At 67.4% G+C, this 17,174-nt stretch carries 16 protein-coding genes; 14 read left to right on the forward strand and 2 right to left on the reverse strand.

Features of this window, described 5'->3' with window-relative positions:
* The 4 genes from F7Q96_RS22865 to F7Q96_RS22880 form a co-directional block, all read left to right on the forward strand.
* On the forward strand, positions 1–756 hold a 756-nt coding region (locus tag F7Q96_RS22865; protein ID WP_151023338.1), incomplete at its 5' end, for a protein-L-isoaspartate(D-aspartate) O-methyltransferase.
* Positions 757–764: 8 nt separating this feature from the next.
* The gene (locus tag F7Q96_RS22870; protein WP_053822066.1) at positions 765–1,622 is read left to right on the forward strand and encodes a peptidoglycan DD-metalloendopeptidase family protein; all 858 of its coding nucleotides are present in this window, start codon (positions 765–767) and stop codon (positions 1,620–1,622) included.
* A gap of 6 nt (positions 1,623–1,628) precedes the next feature.
* Complete coding sequence (rpoS, locus tag F7Q96_RS22875) at positions 1,629–2,795, forward strand: RNA polymerase sigma factor RpoS (protein ID WP_053822065.1); 1,167 nt, start codon at positions 1,629–1,631, stop codon at positions 2,793–2,795.
* Entirely contained in the window at positions 2,792–3,634 is an 843-nt protein-coding gene (locus F7Q96_RS22880) for a 3'-5' exonuclease (RefSeq protein WP_151023340.1), read from the forward strand. Before rpoS ends, F7Q96_RS22880 begins: the two co-directional genes overlap by 4 nt.
* Before the next feature lie 42 nt (positions 3,635–3,676).
* Here the strand turns inward: F7Q96_RS22880 and F7Q96_RS22885 are convergent, their stop codons facing one another.
* Complete coding sequence (locus tag F7Q96_RS22885; RefSeq protein WP_053822064.1) at positions 3,677–4,537, reverse strand: endonuclease/exonuclease/phosphatase family protein; 861 nt, start codon at positions 4,535–4,537, stop codon at positions 3,677–3,679.
* Positions 4,538–4,577: 40 nt separating this feature from the next.
* On the opposite strand from F7Q96_RS22885, the gene rlmD reads away from it, so the two are divergent.
* Positions 4,578–6,119 carry a 23S rRNA (uracil(1939)-C(5))-methyltransferase RlmD gene (gene rlmD, locus F7Q96_RS22890; protein ID WP_390884850.1) on the forward strand — a complete coding sequence of 514 codons (1,542 nt, stop codon included), beginning with the start codon at positions 4,578–4,580 and terminating at the stop codon, positions 6,117–6,119.
* 79 nt (positions 6,120–6,198) lie between these two features.
* Here the strand turns inward: rlmD and F7Q96_RS22895 are convergent, their stop codons facing one another.
* Positions 6,199–6,903, reverse strand: coding sequence for a Bax inhibitor-1/YccA family protein (locus F7Q96_RS22895; protein WP_006577118.1), 705 nt, complete (start codon positions 6,901–6,903; stop codon positions 6,199–6,201).
* Between the two features lie 336 nt (positions 6,904–7,239).
* On the opposite strand from F7Q96_RS22895, the gene ndk reads away from it, so the two are divergent.
* The 9 genes from ndk (at position 7,240) to der (ending at position 17,135) form a co-directional block, all read left to right on the forward strand.
* Positions 7,240–7,665, forward strand: a complete 426-nt coding sequence (gene ndk, locus F7Q96_RS22900; protein ID WP_053822063.1) for a nucleoside-diphosphate kinase — start codon at positions 7,240–7,242, stop codon at positions 7,663–7,665.
* Between the two features lie 53 nt (positions 7,666–7,718).
* A complete protein-coding gene (gene rlmN / locus F7Q96_RS22905) occupies positions 7,719–8,867 on the forward strand; it encodes a 23S rRNA (adenine(2503)-C(2))-methyltransferase RlmN (RefSeq protein WP_151023342.1) in 1,149 nt (382 codons plus the stop codon).
* Entirely contained in the window at positions 8,864–9,742 is an 879-nt protein-coding gene (locus F7Q96_RS22910; protein ID WP_053822062.1) for a tetratricopeptide repeat protein, read from the forward strand. The genes rlmN and F7Q96_RS22910 overlap by 4 nt, the downstream gene beginning before the upstream one ends.
* Entirely contained in the window at positions 9,735–10,748 is a 1,014-nt protein-coding gene (locus tag F7Q96_RS22915) for a RodZ domain-containing protein (RefSeq protein WP_053822061.1), read from the forward strand. The genes F7Q96_RS22910 and F7Q96_RS22915 overlap by 8 nt, the downstream gene beginning before the upstream one ends.
* A gap of 64 nt (positions 10,749–10,812) precedes the next feature.
* The gene (ispG, locus tag F7Q96_RS22920) at positions 10,813–12,099 is read left to right on the forward strand and encodes a flavodoxin-dependent (E)-4-hydroxy-3-methylbut-2-enyl-diphosphate synthase (RefSeq protein ID WP_053822060.1); all 1,287 of its coding nucleotides are present in this window, start codon (positions 10,813–10,815) and stop codon (positions 12,097–12,099) included.
* A gap of 46 nt (positions 12,100–12,145) precedes the next feature.
* A complete protein-coding gene (gene hisS, locus F7Q96_RS22925; protein ID WP_053822059.1) occupies positions 12,146–13,537 on the forward strand; it encodes a histidine--tRNA ligase in 1,392 nt (463 codons plus the stop codon).
* 64 nt (positions 13,538–13,601) lie between these two features.
* A complete protein-coding gene (locus F7Q96_RS22930) occupies positions 13,602–14,234 on the forward strand; it encodes a YfgM family protein (protein WP_006577123.1) in 633 nt (210 codons plus the stop codon).
* A 111-nt stretch (positions 14,235–14,345) separates the two neighbouring features.
* A complete protein-coding gene (bamB, locus tag F7Q96_RS22935) occupies positions 14,346–15,518 on the forward strand; it encodes an outer membrane protein assembly factor BamB (protein WP_053822058.1) in 1,173 nt (390 codons plus the stop codon).
* 273 nt (positions 15,519–15,791) lie between these two features.
* Complete coding sequence (gene der / locus F7Q96_RS22940; RefSeq protein ID WP_053822057.1) at positions 15,792–17,135, forward strand: ribosome biogenesis GTPase Der; 1,344 nt, start codon at positions 15,792–15,794, stop codon at positions 17,133–17,135.
* Positions 17,136–17,174: the final 39 nt, after the last annotated feature.

Raw genomic sequence — 17,174 nt, forward strand, 5'->3', positions numbered from 1 at the left:
GTGCCCGCGCCCGCGCCGCCGGGCAGCGCGGTGCAGGCCCGCACCATTGCGGCCAGCGTGGGCGGCGGCGGCATGGCCTCGGATCGGGCGCGCGCCGCGCTGGCCGCGAAGCTGCGCAGCGGCGGCATCCGCGACGAGCGCGTGCTGCAGGCGATTGCCACCGTGCCGCGCCATCTGTTCCTCGAGCCGGGGCTGGCCTCGCAGGCCTACGAGGATGCGGCGCTGCCGATCGGCCATCAGCAGACCATTTCTAAGCCGTCGGTGGTGGCCCGCATGATCGAATTGCTGCGCCATGGGCTCGCGCCCGCGCAGCCGCTCGAGCGCGTGCTGGAGATCGGCACCGGCTGCGGCTATCAGGCCGCGGTGCTGAGCCTGGTTGCACGCGATGTGTTTTCGATCGAGCGGATCCGGCCGCTGCACGAACAGGCCAAGGCCAATTTGCGTGCGCTGCGCCTGCCCAATCTGCGCCTGCACTATGGCGACGGCATGCTGGGGCTGCCGCAGGCCGCGCCGTTCTCCGCGATCATCCTTGCCGCGGCCGGCATGGAAGTGCCGGAGGCGCTGCTGGAACAGCTGGAGGTCGGCGGCAGGCTGATCGCGCCGGTCGCGGTCGCGTCGGCCGGCACCGACGGCCACAAGCAGGGGCAGGCCGTCTCGCAGCAATTGCTGCTGATCGAACGCCGGAGCCGGCATCGCTTTCACCGCACCGCGCTTGAAGCCGTTTTCTTTGTGCCATTAAAATCGGGCACCACCTGAGTCGAACTATGCACAACACCGTGACTTCGCAACGTCTTATCCGCGCGGGCCAGCTCGCCACCGCCTCGCTGCTGGCAGCCCTGCTGGCCGCCTGCGCTTCCTCGCCGATGCCCGCGCCCGTGATCGACCGCACCGCCGGCGGCACCGGGACCACGATCGCACCGGTCGAGCCCGCGCCCCCCGGGTACTATCGGGTCAAGCGCGGCGATACGCTGTATCGCATCGCCCTCGAGAACGGCCAGTCGTATCGCGATGTCGCGGCCTGGAACAATATCGTCAACGCCAATCAGATCGAGGTCGGCCAACTGCTGCGGATCGTGCCGCCGGGCGCGGACGTCAATGCGGCGACGGGCGTCGCGACCATGCCGGTGGCGCCGGCCGCGGTCCAGGGCCAGCCGCTCGAACAGGCCGGGCTGCCGCCGACCACGCCGGGCGCGACTGCGCCCTCTGCCGCGTCGGCGCCCGCTGCCGCAGCGCCGGCCCCTGGCGCTGCCGCGGACGGCACGATCCAGTTGGCATGGCCCGCGCGCGGTTCGCTGCTCGGACGCTTCGACGAGAAGGGCAACAAAGGCATCGATATCAGCGGTCAGCGCGGCGACGCGGTGCTCGCCGCGGACGACGGTCGGGTGATTCACGTAGGCCCCTTGCGCGGCTACGGGAATCTTGTCATCATCAAACACAACGAGACTTTTCTTACTGCCTACGGCCACAACGACAAGGTCGTCGTGACCGAACAGGCAACGGTCCGCCGGGGTCAGAAAATTGCAGAGATGGGCAACACCGATGCCGATCGCGTGAAACTGCATTTCGAGGTTCGCAGGAACGGGAAACCGGTCGATCCGATGCGGTATTTGCCGCCACAGTGAGGGTTCATGCCACGCCAGAAAACAGTCTCCTCCGGAACCGCCAGCCGCACCCGTCGCGCCAAGCAACCGGAAACACGTTCTGGTGTGGCACATCGTGACGGGCAAGCCGATGGCTACGATCACGATCTGGCGGCCGAGCTGATTCCCCTGACCGACGAACCGATCGCGCCCGGTGCGGGCACCGTCGGTTTGCGCGAGGCCGACCTGATGGCCGACGACGGCGACGCGGTCGCGCGCGACGATGACGAAGGCGAGCGCGAGAGCGACGAGGAAGAGGGCGCGACCGAAGCGGTCGCCACCGAGCAGGACGAATTCCGCAGCGCCCTGCATACCGAACTCGCTGCCGATACCGTTCAGCACTATCTGAACCGCATCAGCATCAAGCCGCTGCTGTCGGCTCCCGAAGAACTCCATTTCTCGACGCTGGCCAAGGACGGCGATTTCTCCGCGCGTCAGGTCATGATCGAGCGCAACCTGCGCCTGGTGGTCAGCATCGCGAAGGGCTATCTGAATCGCGGCGTGCCGCTGCTCGATCTGATCGAGGAGGGCAACCTCGGTCTGATGCATGCGATCGAGAAGTTCGATCCGTCGCGCGGCTTCCGCTTCTCGACCTATGCCACCTGGTGGATCCGCCAGAGCATCGAGCGCGCGATCATGAACCAGGCGCGTACCGTTCGGCTGCCGGTGCACGTGATCCGCGAACTCAATCAGGTGCTGCGCGCCAAGCGGCATCTGGAGAAGGGCGGCACCGACGGACGCGATGCCAGTCTCGAGGACATCGCGCATCTGCTCGGCAAGACCCCCGACGAAGTGCAGGACGTCCTCGCACTGAATGAACACACGACCTCGCTCGATACGCCGTTCGATCTCGATCCGGGTTCGAGCCTGCTCGACTTCCTGTCGGACGAACACAATGCCGCGCCGGACCAGGAGGTCGCACACCGCGAGCTCGAGAATCTGATGAAGCTGTGGCTGGCGCGCCTGTCCGAGAAGCACCGCTATGTCGTCGAGCGCCGGTTCGGCCTGAACCATATCGAGCCGGCCACGCTGGAAGAGCTGGCCGAGGAGATGGGGCTGACGCGCGAGCGCGTGCGCCAGATCCAGCAGGAAGCGCTGGTCAAGCTCAAGCGGCATTTCGCTTCGCAAGGGGTGCGCAAGGACGCGGTTCTATGACGCCTGTGCTGGTATTCGACATCGAGACGGTTCCCGATGTCGCCGGCCTGCGCCGTCTGCACGACCATCCGCCCGGCCTGTCCGATGCCGAGGTCGCGGAACTGGCCTTCGCCGCCCGCCGCGAAAAGACCGGCAGTGATTTTCTTCCCCTGCATCTGCAACGCGTGGTCGCCATATCGTGCGTGCTGCGCCGCACGCAACGCGACGGGACCGCGCTGTTCCACGTCGGCTCGCTCGGCAGCGAGGACGACGGCGAAGCGACGCTGATCCAGCGCTTCTACGAACTGATCGCACGCTACAGTCCGCAACTGGTGTCATGGAACGGCGGCGGCTTCGATCTGCCGGTTCTGCACTATCGCGGACTGATCCACGGCGTCAGTGCGCCCCGCTATTGGGAAATGGGCGAGGGCCGCGACGACGACAGCCGCGACTTCAAGTGGAACAACTACATCAGCCGCTACCACATGCGGCATCTGGATCTGATGGATCTGCTGGCGATGTACCAGCCGCGTGCGAGCGCGCCGCTGGACGACCTCGCCAGGCTGTGCGGCTTTCCCGGCAAGATGGGCATGGACGGCAGCAAGGTGTGGGAGGCATTTCAGCAGGGGCAGATCGGTGCGATCCGCGCCTATTGCGAGACGGATGTCGTCAACACCTATCTGATGTACTGCCGCTTCCAGATGATGCGCGGCGGGCTGACGCCGCGCGAGTTCGATGCCGAAGTCGAACTGGTCCAGGAATCGCTGGCGGAACTGCCCGGCCCGCAATGGATGGAATATCTGCGGGCCTTCCAGCTGCAGCCGGCGAGCCGCGTGGCGGACGACGAACCGATCGACTGAACGGTCTGGCGCTTCCGCTGCCCCTGACGTTTCCCTTTTCCCTCAATCGAAGTCGCGCAGCGACAGGTGCACCGGCTGATGGTCCGATGCCTGTGTACTGCCGTCGACCTCGCATCGGGTCGCCCGTTCCAGCAGATCCTCGGTGACCAGCACGAAGTCGCAGGCGAATGGCGGCTCCTTCCATTGCACCCTGTCATGGAGCGCGCAGGTCGGCGCATGGGGCTGGCCTGGATGCAGATGCAGCCAGGCATCGCGCCACGCCGGCGTGCCGTCGTCGAACGATGCAGTCAGCCTCCGGTAGGCCGTGTCGTCCGGTTTGCTGTTGAAGTCGCCGCAGAGGATGGCGCTGCGCGGACGCGGCTCGGGCGTGAACGGGCCGAAGCGCTGTTCCGCCGGCCCTGGCCGTGCCGCGTGCTGGCAAGCCTCGACATGCCAGGCGCGCAACGCTTCGGCCTGTGCGTCGCGTTGCAGCGCCGAGTAGTACTCCAGATGCGTGCAAATGACGCGCAGCCGCTCCCCGCCTGCCATCACCGTTGCTTCCAGCGCGACGCGCGGCATCGACGCGACCGTCGGATCGGCCGGCCACGGCAGCGCATGGCGGAATACTTCGCAAACCGGCAGGCGCGTCGCGATCAGATTGCCGAACTGGCGCGGCATGCCATCGGACCCGAAGCGGTCGACGCCCGGCGCGAACAGCAGGTGGAAGCCGGGCAGCAGGGCCGCCAGTTCGGCGACCTGGTCCGCGCCCGGACCGCCCGGCATCTCGCCGAAGCCGCGCGTCACTTCCTGCAGGCACAGCACGTCGAAATCGGCCAGCGCGCGCAGCGTCGCCACCGTGCGGGCGAGGTCGACCTGGCCGTCGCAGCCGCGCCCCCATTGAATGTTCCAGCTGATCAGTTCCATCGCTTGCCTCTGCCGGGCGGCGGCCGCATGGCCCGTTCGGATCGCGGCGACTGGTCTACAATCGCGCTTTCGCAAAACAATACGTCAGGTCCCGCTGGTGTCTCAAGCCGTGTCTTCCCCGCAATCCGCCCCTGAGCCGGTGCAACAGCCGGCTGCCTCGCCCGCTCCTGTCCGCAAGCGTGGCGGCGCCGCCGCATCGGCTGCCCCATCGGCTGCCGCATCGGCCACCGGTACCGAGGCTCAGGCCCATCCGACCGTGAAGATCGACAGCCTCGACATGGAGGCGCGCGGCGTCGGACGGCTGGTGAACGAGGACGGCACGCCCGGCAAGGTGATCTTCGTCGAGGGCGCGCTGCCCGGCGAGACGGTGGCCTACCAGAGCTATCGCCGCAAGCCGAGCTTCGAGCAGGCGCATCTGGTCGAGGTCCGCGCTTCGTCGGTGATGCGGGTGCAGCCGGGCTGCGTCAATTTCGGCATCTGCGGCGGCTGTTCGATGCAGCACCTGGATGCGCGCGCCCAATTGGCGATCAAGCAGCGCGTGCTCGAGGACAACCTGTGGCATCTGGGCAAGGTGCGGCCCGAGATGGTCTTCCGGCCGATCGCCGGGCCCGACTGGGGCTATCGCTACCGCGCCCGGCTGACGGTGCGCCACGTGGCGAAGAAGGGCGGGGTGCTGGTCGGCTTTCACGAGCGCAAGAGCAGCTATGTCGCCGACATGAAGTCGTGCGAGGTGCTGCCGCCGCATGTGTCGGCGATGCTGGTGCCGCTGCGCGAGCTGGTGGCCGGATTGTCGATTCGCGACCGCATGCCGCAGATCGAACTGGCGGTCGGCCAGGACGTCACCGCGCTGGTGCTGCGGATCCTGGAGCCGCTGAACGATGCCGATCGCGATCTGCTGCGCGCCTTCGCCGACCGCCACAACGTTCAGTTCTGGCTGCAGCCCAAGGGCCCGGACACGGTGGTGCCGTTCTATCCGCTCGACCGCGAACTGGCCTATACGTTGCCGGAATTCGGCATTCGCATGCCGTTCAAGCCGACCGATTTCACCCAGGTCAACCATCAGATCAACCGCGTGCTGATCAAGCGCGCCCTGCGTCTGCTCGATGCCCAGCCGGGCGACCGGCTGCTGGACCTGTTCTGCGGCATCGGCAACTTCACGCTGCCGCTGGCGACGCAGGGGCGCGAGGTGATGGGGATCGAGGGCAGCGAGGCGCTGACCGCGCGGGCGCTGGCCAATGCCGACTACAACGGCCTCGCCCACAAGGTTGCTTTCGCCTGCCGCAACCTGTTCGAGGTCACCGCCGAGGACATGGCAGCGCTCGGGCGGTTTGACCGCTGGCTGGTCGACCCGCCGCGCGAAGGCGCGCTGGCCGTCAGCAAGGCGCTGGCCGAACTGGCGCAGGCCGGCAGCGACGTGCTGCCCGACCGTATCGTCTATGTGTCATGCAATCCGGCCACGCTGGCACGTGATGCCGGCCTGCTGGTGCACGAAGCGGGCTATCGGCTGCGCGGCGCGGGCGTGGTCAACATGTTCCCGCATACCTCGCACGTCGAATCGATCGCGGTGTTCGAGCGCGCCTAGTCGGCGAACGCCAAGGGACGTGGGGAAAAAAGAAAGGGCCGGCATTGCCGGCCCTTTGTCATCGCGGTGAAGCGATCGCTTATTCGCGGCTGCCGCCGAAGATGCCCAGCAGCGCCAGCAGGTTGACGAAGACGTTGTAGATGTCCAGATAGATCGCCAGCGTCGCGGTAATGTAGTTGGTCTCGCCGCCGTTCACCACGCGCTGCACGTCATACAGCATGTAGGCCGAGAAGATGCCGATCGCGATCACCGAGACGGTGATCATCAGCGAGGGCAGCTGCAGCCAGATGTTGGCGACGCTGGCCAGGATCAGCAGGATCACGCCGACGAACAGGAACTTGCCCAGGCCGGAAAAATCGCGCTTGCTGACCGTGGCGATGGTCGCCATCGCGGCAAAGACTGCCGCGGTGCCGCCGAACGCATACATGATCAGCGCGGGCCCGTTCGAGAACTGCAGCACCGAGCCGATCAGCCGCGACAGCATCAGGCCCATGAAGAAGGTGAAGGCCAGCAGCAGCACGACCCCCATGGCGCTGTTCTTGGTCTTCTCGATCGCGAAGAAGAAGCCGAAGGCGATCGCGAGGAACAGGATCAGCGACAGGCCCGGGCTGGCCGCCATGAAGCTGAAGCCGGTGGCCACACCGATCCACGCGCCGAGCACGGTCGGCACCAGCGACAGGGCCAGCAGCCAGTAGGTATTGCGCAGGACCCGATTGCGGACGGTGACGGCTCCCGCCGTCGCGCCGGCATTGCCGAACCCATAGGTATTCAGCTTGTCGTTCATGATGACTCCTCATTCAAAGGGCGGTGCCGGAAGCGCCGGCGGACACCTTGCCAATGTGGCATCGTCCTTGCACGATTGCAAGTGCAGAGTGATTCAGGAAGCACTAAAAATCGCGAAACCGTCGAGGAACAGATGAGGCGCTTACGTTGCCTTGGATCGATGGGAGGCGCCGGTGTTCCCGTCCCTTTGTCCCATATCGCGGCAATGGTGCGCCGCGATAATGTAGGGGATGCAGCCCCTTTCGTTTCGCCGCCGCCCGCTCTCGAAACGATTGGGGTCTCGTGCTAGAATCTCGTGTTTCCCAATTTGGTAACCCCTTCATTTTTCGGAGTTTTTATGGCAATCGAACGCACCCTGTCGATCATCAAGCCGGATGCCGTGGCCAAGAACGTCATCGGCCAGATCTACGCCCGTTTCGAGGCCGCCGGCCTGAAGATCGTGGCCGCCAAGATGGCGCATCTGTCGCGCGGCGAAGCCGAGCAGTTCTACGCGGTCCACAAGGAGCGTCCGTTCTTCAAGGATCTGGTCGATTTCATGGTGTCGGGCCCGGTGATGATCCAGGTCCTCGAAGGCGAGAACGCGATCGCGAAGAACCGTGAGCTGATGGGCGCCACCGACCCGAAGAAGGCCGAGAAGGGCACGATCCGCGCCGATTTCGCCGACAGCATCGACGCCAATGCCGTGCATGGCTCGGACGCCCCGGAAACCGCGGCCGTCGAAGTGGCGTTCTTCTTCCCCGGCATGAACGTTTACTCGCGCTGATTGTCTGGCCTGAACCCGGACACTAGACTGCTACCCGAAGCCCCGCTGCCGTCATGAACGCTCTCGTCAACCTGCTCGATCTGGATGCGGACGGGCTCGCCACGTACTGCGGCGAGCTCGGCGAGAAGCCGTTTCGCGCCCGCCAGCTGCAGCGCTGGATCCACCAGTTCGGCGCCAGCCGGTTCGACGAGATGTCGGACCTGGCCAAGTCGCTGCGCCAGAAGCTGGCCACGCGCGCCGAGATCCGCGCGCCGTCCGCAATCACGGACCACGTGTCGGCGGACGGCACGCGCAAGTGGCTGCTCGACGTGGGCAACGGCAATGCGGTCGAAACGGTCTATATCCCCGAGGAAACGCGCGGCACGCTGTGCGTTTCCTCGCAGGCCGGCTGTGCCGTCAATTGCCGCTTCTGTTCGACCGGCAAGCAGGGTTTCTCGCGCAATCTGACCACCGGCGAGATCATCGGCCAGCTGTGGATGGCCGAATTCGCGATGCGCGCCCAGCTGGGGCGCGGCCCGAAGGACGATCGCGTGATCTCCAACGTGGTGATGATGGGCATGGGCGAGCCGCTGCTGAACTACGACCAGGTCGTGCCGGCGATGCGGTTGATGCTCGACGACAACGCCTACGGGCTGTCACGCCGCCGTGTCACGCTGTCCACGTCCGGCGTGGTGCCGATGATGGACCGTCTCGCCAGGGACCTGCCTGTCGCGCTCGCCGTGTCGCTGCACGCATCGAACGATGCCTTGCGCGACGGACTGGTGCCGCTGAACCGCAAGTACCCGCTGGCCGAGCTGATGGCGGCGTGCCGCCGCTATCTGGAGTTCGCCCCGCGCGACTTCATCACCTTCGAATACTGCATGCTGGACGGCGTCAACGACGGCGTCGAGCATGCCCGGGAATTGTTGAAGCTGGTGGCCGACGTGCCATGCAAGTTCAACCTGATCCCGTTCAATCCCTTCCCCGAATCGGGACTCAAGCGCTCGAACAACGAGCAGATCCGGCGCTTCGCCCAGGTGCTGATCGACGCCGGCATCGTCACGACGATCCGCAAGACGCGCGGCGACGATATCGACGCCGCCTGCGGCCAGCTCGCCGCCGAGGGGCGCGTGCAGGATCGCACCCGGCTTGCCGAGCGGGGCCGCTTCGGCAAGATTCCGCCGGTGGTGGCGGCGCCGGGCGGGGAGGCGCGATCTGCATGAGGCGTCTGCCTGCCGGTCTGCCCGCCGTGGTTCTGGCCGGGCTGGCGCTGCTGACCGCGTGCCAGTCGACCGGCACACCGGGTACGCAAGGCACGCCGGGACAGCAGGCGCCGCAGGCGCGGGACGCCGATCCTGCACCGGCCGATGCGCATCAACGCGCCGCGCTGCGGCTGCAGCTGGCCTCGCGCTATCTTCAGGCCGGCCAGAGCGCGATCGCGCTCGATGAGGCCCGGCAGGCGATCGCGCTCGATCCGGACCTGACCGACGCCTATCACGTCCAGGCGCTGGCGCAGATGGCGCTGCGGCGGCCCGCCGAGGCCGAGCAGAGCTTTCGTGCCGCGCTGTCGCGCCGCCAGGACGACGGCGACTTGTTGAACAACTATGGTTGGCTGCTGTGCGACCAGGGGCGCTATGCCGAAGGGCTGGCCCAGCTGCAGCGCGCGGTGACCGTGCCCTCGACCGGCGGCACAGCCAGGATGCTGACCAGCCTTGGCGCCTGCCAGTTGCGTCAGGGCGATCTGGCGGCGGCGCACCGCAGCCTGACCGCGGCCCTCGCGCAGCCGGGCCCGATGGCGGGCGCCTATTCGAGCGATGCCGGGAGCGATGCCGGGAGCGATGCCGCGACCCATGCCGCCGCGCACACCCAGCTCGGGCTGCTGTATTGGAAGCAGGGCGATCTGCCGCGCGCCCGTGCGGAGGCGGCGCAGGTCAATGCGGGACGCTACGCCAGTCCGGCCTCGCTGTGGCTGGGCGCCCGCATCGCGCACCGCGAGGGAGACGCGGCCGCGCAGCAGGCATTGCTGACGCAATTACATAAGCGCTTCCCGGACTCGCGGGAGTCGAGCGCATACCAACAAGGAGCATGGGATGAATGAGCACGAGCGCGCCGAGGGCCAGGCCGTCTCGACCAATGCGAGCGGCAGCGCCAACGCGGTCGCACAGGAGATCGGCGCGAGCCTGGCGAAGGCGCGCGCGGCCCAGGGGCTGTCGATACACGACGTCGGTGCGCGGCTGAAGGTGCCGGCACAGAAGGTCGATGCGATCGAGTCCGGCAATGTCGACGCCTTGCCCGATCTGACGTTCGCCAAGGGGCTGATGCGCGCCTACGCGCGTCTGCTGCAGGTCGATATCGACGGGCTGCTGGCCCGGTTCCATGCCCAGGCCGCGCCACCGGCGCCCGAGGTGGCGATTCGCCGCCAGGGCAGCCTGAACGCGAGCTTCGACGATCGACGGCGCTTCCGCGGCAGTGGCGCTTCGACCTCGGGTAGCGGCGGGCGCTGGGTCTGGCTCGCGCTGGTCGCGGCCGTGGTCTGTGCCGGCGCGCTGTTCGGCGTCGACCATGTCAAGCAATGGCTCGATGCACGCGAGCAGCAGTTCACGCAGTCGGCCACGGATACCGCGGTCGAGGCCGAATCGGGCACCGTGACCGCGGTGCTGCCGCATGTGATGGGCGGCGCCGCGAGCGAGGCACCGGGCGCGGCGGCCGGCACGGAAGGCGCCACCGGCACCGGTGCCGCCAATGCGTCCGCCACGCTGGCGACGCCGCTGGCCCCGGTGACCGCTGCGTCGGCCACCGCGAACGAATCGGCCGCCACGGCGGCATCGGCAGCGGCGGTGCCCGGCGCCGCCGCCACGCCGGCCGCCGGCGAGCTGCAGCTGCGCTTCAGCGCGCCGACCTGGTATGAGGTCCGCGACGCCAGCGGCAAGGTCGTGCTGGGCGGCACCGCCAAGGCCGGCGACGAGGTTGCCGGCGGCGGCACGGCGCCGTACAAGGTCGTGATCGGCAACGTCAAGGGCGTCGCGGCAATGACCCGCAACGGCGAGCCGGTCGATCTGCAGGCCGCCAACCGCAACAACGTGGCGCGCCTGACGCTGCCCTGATTGATCCGTCGGTCCGGGATCGTTCCCGTTCGTCGACCACACGCCAATGCAACGAGGTAACCCCATGAACGCACAGGCCTGTCTGCCCGTACTGCCCGGATCGCTGCCGCGCCGCCGCACTCGGCAGGCGCGCGTGGTCTGGGGCGACAACGTGGTGACGATCGGCGGCGACGCGCCGGTGCGCGTGCAGTCGATGACCAATACCGACACCGTCGATGCGGTGGGCACCGCGATCCAGATCAAGGAGCTGGCGCGCGCCGGCTCGGAAATCGTGCGCATCACGGTCAATACGCCGGAAGCCGCTGCCGCCGTGCCGGCGATCCGCGACCAGCTCGACCGCATGGGCGTCGACGTGCCGCTGGTCGGCGACTTCCACTACAACGGCCACAAGCTGCTGCAGGACCATCCGGCCTGCGCGCAGGCGCTGTCGAAGTACCGCATCAATCCGGGCAATGTCGGCCAGGGCGCCAAGCGCGACACGCAGTTCGCGCAGATGATCGAGATGGCCTGCCGGCACGGCAAGCCGGTGCGCATCGGCGTCAACTGGGGCAGCCTGGATCAGGATCTGCTGGCGCGCATCATGGACGAGAACGGCCGGCGCGCCGAACCGTGGCCCGCGCAGAGCGTGATGATCGAGGCGCTGATCACGTCGGCGATCGAGTCCGCGCACCGGGCCGAGGAAATCGGCCTGCCGGGCGACCAGATCATCCTGTCGTGCAAGGTGTCGCAGGTGCAGGAGCTGATCGCGGTCTACCGCGAGCTCGCGCGCCGCTGCGAGTATCCGCTGCATCTGGGATTGACCGAGGCCGGCATGGGCAGCAAGGGCATCGTCGCGTCGACCGCGGCGCTGGCGGTGCTGCTGCAGGAAGGCATCGGCGACACGATCCGCATCTCGCTGACCCCGGAGCCCGGCGCCTCGCGCGACAAGGAGGTCCATGTCGCGCAGGAAATCCTGCAGACGATGGGCCTGCGCAATTTCACGCCGATGGTGATCGCATGCCCGGGCTGCGGGCGCACCACCAGCACGGTGTTCCAGGAACTGGCGGCCAGCATCCAGTCTTACCTGCGCGCGCAGATGCCGGTATGGAAGACCGAGTATCCCGGCGTCGAGCAGATGGATGTGGCGGTGATGGGCTGCATCGTCAACGGGCCGGGCGAGAGCAAGCACGCCAATATCGGCATCTCGTTGCCGGGCTCCGGCGAGTCGCCGGCGGCGCCGGTATTCGTCGACGGCGTCAAGGTGAAGACGCTGCGCGGCGAGCGGATTGCCGAGGAATTCCAGGCGATGGTCGACGAATACGTGCGGACGCACTACGGCAAGGGGAACGCGGCCGCCGGTATTGGCCAATGATCGGCCAGTGATCGGTCACGCCGCCCCCAGCAACAGAATGACAACCATGAACGCATCCGAGAATCCGGCGCCGGCCAACGGCGGCGCCCAGAACCAGGGCAAGGCCCGCGCGCTGCAAGGCGTCAAGGGCATGAACGACATGCTGCCCGCCGACGCCCCGTTGTGGGAGCAGTTCGACCAGGCGGCCCGCGCGATGCTGCGCGCCTACGGCTACCAGCAGATCCGCACGCCGATCGTCGAGCCGACCCAGCTGTTCGTGCGCGGCATCGGCGAGGTCACCGACATCGTCGAGAAGGAAATGTATTCCTTCACCGATTCGCTGAACGGCGAGCAGCTGACGCTGCGTCCCGAAGGCACGGCAGCGGTGGTGCGCGCGACCATCGAGCACAACCTGCTGTACGACGGCCCCAAGCGCCTGTGGTACACCGGCCCGATGTTCCGTCACGAGCGTCCGCAGCGCGGCCGCTATCGCCAGTTCCATCAGCTCGGCGCCGAGGCGCTCGGCTTTGCCGGCCCCGATGTCGACGCCGAGATCATCCTGATGTGCCAGCGGCTGTGGGACGACCTCGGCCTGACCGGTGTGCGGCTGGAGATCAATTCGCTGGGCCAGGCCGACGAGCGCGCGGCCCATCGCCAGGAACTGATCCAGTATCTGGAAGGCTTCCAGGACATTCTCGACGAAGACGGCAAGCGCCGCCTGTACACCAACCCGCTGCGCGTGCTGGACACCAAGAACCCGGCCCTGCAGGAGATGGCGGCGAACGCGCCGAAGCTGATCGACTTTCTCGGCGAGGCCTCGCTGGCCCACTTCGAGGGCGTGCAGCGTCTGCTGAAGGCGAACAATATTCCGTTCACGATCAATCCGCGGCTGGTGCGCGGGCTGGACTACTACAACCTGACCGTGTTCGAGTGGATCACCGACAAGCTCGGCGCGCAGGGCACCATCGCCGGCGGCGGCCGCTACGATCCGCTGATCGCGCAGATGGGCGGCAAGCCGGCGCCGGCCTGCGGCTGGGCGATGGGGATCGAGCGGATCATCGAGCTGATGCGCGAGGAAGGGCTGGCGCGCCAGGCCGACGCCTGCGACGTCTATGTCGTGCACCAGGGCGAGGCCGCCGCGCAGCAGGCCATGATCGCAGCGGAGCGCATGCGCGACGCCGGCTTCGACGTGGTGGTCCATGCCACCGCGGACGGCAGGAGCGGCAGTTTCAAGTCGCAGATGAAGCGCGCCGACGCGAGCGGGGCGTCGCATGCCGTTATCATTGGCGAGGACGAACTGGCCGCCGGCGTGGTGCAGGTCAAGGCGCTGCGCGCCGCCGACGGCCAGACCGAGAACAACGGCCAGCAGGCCACGGTGCCCGCCGAGGACCTGGTCGACTATCTGGTCGAATCGATGGTCGCCGGCATGGGCGGCGAGGCCGGCGAAGACCTTCAATGACGCAGGCGCGGCGCCGGACGCGCGCGCTTGCCTGACAACAAACCAACGCGGTTGAAACCACGAGATGGCTTACGATCTGGAAGAGCAGGAACAGCTTGAAAACATCAAGGCATGGTGGCGCCAGTACGGCAACTTCCTGACCTGGCTGCTGATTGCCTGCCTGCTGGCCTTCGCGGCCTGGAACGGCTGGAACTGGTGGCAGCGCAAGCAGGCCGGCGAGGCCGCGGTGCTGTACGAGCAGGTGCTGAAGGCCGCCGAGGCGCGCGATGTCGAACGCACCAAGCGCGCGGCCGGCGACCTCGAGGACAAGTACGGCAAGACCGCCTACGGGCAGATGACCGCGCTGGTCGCCGCCAAGGTGTTGTACGAGGCCGGCGATCTGGCCGGTGCCAAGAGCCAGCTGCAATGGGCTGTCGATCATGGTGATGGCGAGTACCAGCACCTGGCGCGCGTCCGGCTGGCCGGCGTGCTGCTCGACGAGAAGGCCTACGATCAGGGACTGGCGCTGCTGAAGAACGAGCCGCCGAGCCCGTTCGTCGCGCTGTATGCGGATCGCCGCGGCGATCTGCTGGCCGCGCAGGACAAGCGCGACGAGGCGCGCGCGGCCTACCGCCAGGCGCTCGACAAGCTCGGCGTCGACGAGGCCGGCATGCGCCAGATCATCCAGTTCAAGCTGGACGCCCTGGGTACGGCCTGAGCAGGGCAGCCGTGACCGATGCACCGGCCTGACCGCTGCATCGGTCACGGCTCGATTGCTGACAGAACGCTCCCCATTTCGCTTCCCACCTTTTTTCAGGAACGCAACCAGATGATGTCGATGCCCAACGGCGCTGCCCGGACCTCTCGCCCTGTTCGCTTGACCCAGGCGCTCGTCGTTGCCTGTGCCACCGCCTTGGCTGGCTGCTCGCTGTTCGGCAAGGCCGACAAGAATCCGCCGGCCCAGCTGCAACCGGTCACGCAGACGCTGACAGTCAAGGAAGCCTGGCGCGCCAGCGTCGGCAAGAGCGGCCCGTATTCGCTGCAGCCCGTCGCGGTCGGCGACAAGGTCTATGTGTCGTCGCACGGCGGCGACGTGATGGCGCTCGACGCGACCAGCGGCCGCACGCTGTGGAAGGTCGACACCGACGTGGACCTGACCACCGGTCCGGGCAGCGACGGCAACGTGACGGCGGTCGCGGGCGAGAAGGGCGTGGTGTTCGCCTTCGATGCCAGCGGCAAGCAGCTGTGGAAGAAGCAGATCAATGGCGAGATCCTGTCCTCGCCGCTGGTCGGCCACGACCTGGTGGTGGTGCGCACCACCGATACCCGCGTGCTCGGTCTCGATGCGCAGACCGGCGAGCGCCGCTGGATCTACCAGCGTGCGCAGACGCCGCTGAACCTGCGCGCCGCGATGGGCATGGTGTTCGCCGGCGACGGCATCGTGATGGGCTTCCCCGGCGGCAAGCTGGGCGTGCTGGCGCCGTCCAATGGCGTGCTGCGCTGGGAGAGCACCGTCTCGTATCCGAAGGGCGTGTCCGAGATCGAGCGGCTCAACGACGTGACGGGCCTGCCGATGATCAACGGCCGCCAGGTCTGTGCGACGACCTTCCAGGGCCGCATCGCCTGCCTGGAACTGAGCAACGGCCAGCCGCAATGGGGCAAGGACTTCTCGTCGCCGGTGGGCCCGGCCCAGGATGACGTGTCCTTGTTTGCCGCCAACGAGAATTCGGTGGTCTATGCCTTCGACCGCCAGAACGGCAACGAGCGCTGGCGCAACGAGCAGCTGCGCAACCGTCCGCTCGGCATGCCGCTGGCGCTGGGCCGCTCGGTGGTGTTCGGCGATTTCGAGGGCTACCTGCATTTCCTGTCGCGCGAAGATGGCAAGTTCGTCGCGCGCGTGCGCGCCGGCAGCAGCCCGATCACCGCGGCACCGGTGGTGGCCGGCCAGACCCTGGTGGTGCAGACCCGAGGGGGCGACGTCTACGGCTATATTCCGGAATGAAGCGCTGACCAGAACGCGGACGGCCGCCACGGCGGGCGTCCTGCCGGCGACCGCGCGCTCACCTGTCGGTGCGCGCGATCGCCGGAGCCGACAGCATGGCCGACCCGCCGCGATGGCGGTGTCGGCCACATGCGTCATGCGGGCCCTGGCCCGCGACTTGATTACACCCGACAGGATTGCCGGCCCGGCGCGTTGCGCCAGGCTGTCGGACCAACCTGATTCTTTGGAGGCATGCCCGGCGCACCGCGCCCGGCGTGGCCCTCCACGATTTGCATGAAACCAGTGATCGCACTCGTCGGCCGCCCCAATGTGGGCAAGTCGACGTTATTCAACCGCCTGACCCGCTCGCGCGACGCGCTGGTCGCGGACCTGCCGGGCCTGACCCGCGACCGCCACTATGGCGAGGGGCGCGGCGCCGACCGTCCGTATATCGTCATCGATACCGGCGGCTTCGAACCGGTGGCCAAGGAGGGCATCGTCGCCGAGATGGCCAAGCAGACCCGGCAGGCCGTGGTCGAGGCCGACGTCGTGATCTTCATCGTCGATGGCCGCCTGGGCCTGGCGCCGCAGGATCTGGTCATCGCCGACTATCTGCGCAAGACCGGCCGCCGCGTGATGCTGGCGGTCAACAAGGCCGAGGGCATGAAGTACACCGCGGTCGCGGCCGACTTCTACGAGCTCGGCATGGGCGATCCCTATGCGATTTCGGCCACTCACGGCGACGGCGTGCGCGAACTGATCGAGGAAGCGCTGGAGGCCGCGGTCGAGCAGCGTCCCGAGCTGGCCGAGCCCGAGGACCAGAACACGCGCGGCACCAAGATCGCGATCGTGGGCCGCCCCAACGTCGGCAAGTCGACGCTGGTCAATACGCTGATCGGCGAGGAGCGCGTGATCGCGTTCGACATGCCGGGCACCACGCGCGATGCGATCTATGTCGAGTTCGAGCGGGGCGGCAAGCCGTACACGCTGATCGACACGGCCGGTCTGCGCAAGCGGGGCAAGGTGTTCGAGGCGATCGAGAAATTCTCGGTGGTCAAGACGCTGCAGTCGATCGCCGATGCGAACGTGGTGGTGCTGCTGCTCGATGCCCAGCAGGACGTCTCCGAGCAGGACGCGCATATCGCCGGCTTCATCGTCGAGTCGGGACGGGCGCTGGTGGTCGGCGTCAACAAGTGGGACGGGCTGGACGGCCATACCCGCGACCGGATCAAGCACGATCTGCAGCGCAAGCTGCAGTTCCTCGATTTCGCCAACTTCCATTTCATCTCGGCGCGCGAGCGCACCGGCATCGGCCCGCTGCTGCGCTCGGTCGACGACGCGTACGCCGCGGCGATGCTCAAGATGCCGACGCCGAAGCTGACCCGCGTGCTGCACGACGCGGTGGCCTTCCAGCAGCCGCGCCGCGTCGGCGCGACTCGCCCGAAGATGCGCTACGCGCACCAGGGTGGTTCCAATCCGCCGATCATCGTCGTGCACGGCAACTCGCTGAACGCGGTGCCGGAAACCTATCGGCGTTTTCTGGAAGGGCGCTTCCGCGCGGCCTTCAATTTGAAGGGAACACCGCTTCGAATCGAATTTCGTACGAACAAAAACCCGTACGCGGACTCGAAGGATTGAGTCGGAAAAGGCGGTCAGATGGGGGCGCCGCAGCCCCGT

The organism is Cupriavidus gilardii, assembly GCF_008801915.1.
Lineage (GTDB): Bacteria > Pseudomonadota > Gammaproteobacteria > Burkholderiales > Burkholderiaceae > Cupriavidus > Cupriavidus gilardii.

What these genes read in the sequence shown, in the direction of transcription:
- ispG (WP_053822060.1), top strand. Translation starts at nt 10,813, where the DNA reads ATGAACGCACAGGCCTGTCTGCCCGTACTGCCCGGATCGCTGCCGCGC.
- F7Q96_RS22870 (WP_053822066.1), top strand. Translation starts at nt 765, where the DNA reads ATGCACAACACCGTGACTTCGCAACGTCTTATCCGCGCGGGCCAGCTC.
- F7Q96_RS22895 (WP_006577118.1), bottom strand. Translation starts at nt 6,903, where the DNA reads ATGAACGACAAGCTGAATACCTATGGGTTCGGCAATGCCGGCGCGACG.
- rpoS (WP_053822065.1), top strand. Translation starts at nt 1,629, where the DNA reads ATGCCACGCCAGAAAACAGTCTCCTCCGGAACCGCCAGCCGCACCCGT.
- F7Q96_RS22930 (WP_006577123.1), top strand. Translation starts at nt 13,602, where the DNA reads ATGGCTTACGATCTGGAAGAGCAGGAACAGCTTGAAAACATCAAGGCA.
- F7Q96_RS22910 (WP_053822062.1), top strand. Translation starts at nt 8,864, where the DNA reads ATGAGGCGTCTGCCTGCCGGTCTGCCCGCCGTGGTTCTGGCCGGGCTG.
- F7Q96_RS22915 (WP_053822061.1), top strand. Translation starts at nt 9,735, where the DNA reads ATGAATGAGCACGAGCGCGCCGAGGGCCAGGCCGTCTCGACCAATGCG.
- F7Q96_RS22885 (WP_053822064.1), bottom strand. Translation starts at nt 4,537, where the DNA reads ATGGAACTGATCAGCTGGAACATTCAATGGGGGCGCGGCTGCGACGGC.
- F7Q96_RS22880 (WP_151023340.1), top strand. Translation starts at nt 2,792, where the DNA reads ATGACGCCTGTGCTGGTATTCGACATCGAGACGGTTCCCGATGTCGCC.
- rlmN (WP_151023342.1), top strand. Translation starts at nt 7,719, where the DNA reads ATGAACGCTCTCGTCAACCTGCTCGATCTGGATGCGGACGGGCTCGCC.
- hisS (WP_053822059.1), top strand. Translation starts at nt 12,146, where the DNA reads ATGAACGCATCCGAGAATCCGGCGCCGGCCAACGGCGGCGCCCAGAAC.
- der (WP_053822057.1), top strand. Translation starts at nt 15,792, where the DNA reads ATGAAACCAGTGATCGCACTCGTCGGCCGCCCCAATGTGGGCAAGTCG.
- bamB (WP_053822058.1), top strand. Translation starts at nt 14,346, where the DNA reads ATGATGTCGATGCCCAACGGCGCTGCCCGGACCTCTCGCCCTGTTCGC.
- ndk (WP_053822063.1), top strand. Translation starts at nt 7,240, where the DNA reads ATGGCAATCGAACGCACCCTGTCGATCATCAAGCCGGATGCCGTGGCC.